Source organism: Robinsoniella sp. (genome assembly GCF_034124845.1).
Window position 1 is genome coordinate 5,806 of sequence record NZ_JAWYAJ010000388.1, and the last position, 1,812, is coordinate 7,617.

1 protein-coding gene is annotated in these 1,812 nt (G+C 43.3%); it reads left to right on the forward strand.

Translation table 11 applies throughout. From position 1 onward, the window contains the following. On the forward strand, window positions 1-1,812 hold a 1,812-nt coding region (locus ACH2DQ_RS19375), incomplete at both ends, for an ATP-binding protein (RefSeq protein WP_395027916.1).

The following is a 1,812-nucleotide window of genomic DNA, read 5'->3' on the forward strand; positions in this document are numbered from 1 at the left end:
AGTTTCTGGATCTCAACGGGATCACCTGTAAGCTGAAGTATTATACAAATGATGACATGGTTGATGAAAAACTGCATCACCATTTAGAGAATGGGGACGTAGATCTGCTCCTGGGTAACGATCAGGAAGCGGACGGTACATTTAGGATTGCGGCTGAATTTCAGGCTCAGCCAATGTATATTGTTACTTCTCCCGGAAAACAGGATATCTTAGAAGAACTTAATCAGGCAATGTGGTTTATTCTGGATTCTAATCCTAACTATGCCCAGGAGCATTACGATATTAATTATCCTGATTTCACCGATACTAAGCTCAATTTTACTCAGGAAGAGCAGGATTTTATCGATCAGGCAAAACCGGTTCGGGTAGCTGCGATTTCACAGTGGCATCCCTTATACTGCCTGGAGGATGAAAGCGACCACAACGGCATTGTTCCGGAAATATTAAATGAAATAGAAGAAGATTCCGGACTTACCTTTGAATTTGTCTTTGCCGAAAACTACAATGCTGCCATCCAGCTTGTTCAGGATGGAAAGGCAGATATGCTGGGATGCTTTCTGGATAACGAAGCCACAGCTGCAGAAAAAGGACTGGCACTTACTGCGGCCTATTCCACAATGAGTAATATAATCGTTAAGAATAAGTTTGTAAGCTATCCATCAGACGGGTTAACTGCTGCTCTTTTAGACGGTAGAACGCTTCCTTCATCGATTAAAGCCGATCAGGTAAAGATTTATCCCACAACTCTGGCGGGAATCAAAGCAGTAAACAGCGGCGATGCCGATTTTATATTTGGATTATCTTCAGGTATGGAACGGGATCTGCAGACCGGCAATTTCCAGAATCTCACCATTCTGACCACAAATACTACCAAAACGAAGGCTGCTTTTGCCCTTCCCCGGCCGGTAACTCCTACGCTTCTGACAATTTTAAATAAATCCATCAGCAATTTAACAGAAACTGACAAAACAACCATCACCAACCGCAATATGGTATCTCTGGGATATAATAATATTACACTTTCAAACCTGATATATTCCAATCCATTTGCGTTTATCCTGGTTGTCACTGTATTTCTTCTGCTGCTGGTTGCCATTTTACTGATTATTGTCCGTTCAAGGGTGAAAAATACACTCATGAAAAATGAACTGCAGAAAGCAGAAGCCGCAAATCGTGCGAAAAGCGGTTTTCTTTCCAAAATGTCACATGAAATCCGCACGCCAATGAATGCCATTGTAGGTCTATCCAACCTTGCCAGTATGACAGATGGAGTTACACCCGCGGTATCCGAATATCTTCAGAAAATCCAGTCATCATCCCACTATCTTCTGGCTTTGATCAATGATATTCTGGATATGTCTAAGATTGAAAATGGAAAAATGACATTGGATGAAGAGGAATTTACCCTGTCCGTTATGCTGAACGAACTGGAAAGCATGATTCAGTCCCAGGCTGAGCAAAAAGGTCTGGATTGTACGTTTCATTATCAGATTCCCCATGACTGGCTTGTGGGAGATGTAATCCGGTTGAAGCAGGTGTTAACCAACCTGATGTCCAATGCGCTGAAGTTTACGCCAACGGGGGGCAGCATTCGTCTGGACGCTGCAGAGCTTTCCCATTCCGATACCAATGCCCGAATCCGCTTCTCAGTCCGGGATACCGGAGTAGGAATCCCGGAAGATTCATTAGATCGTATTTTTACAGCATTTGAGCAGGCGGGTAACTCTGTTTCCAAAAGTTCAGGTACCGGATTAGGCCTTCCCATCAGTCAAACTATCGTACAGTTGATGGGCGGTAATCTGAGTGTAGAAA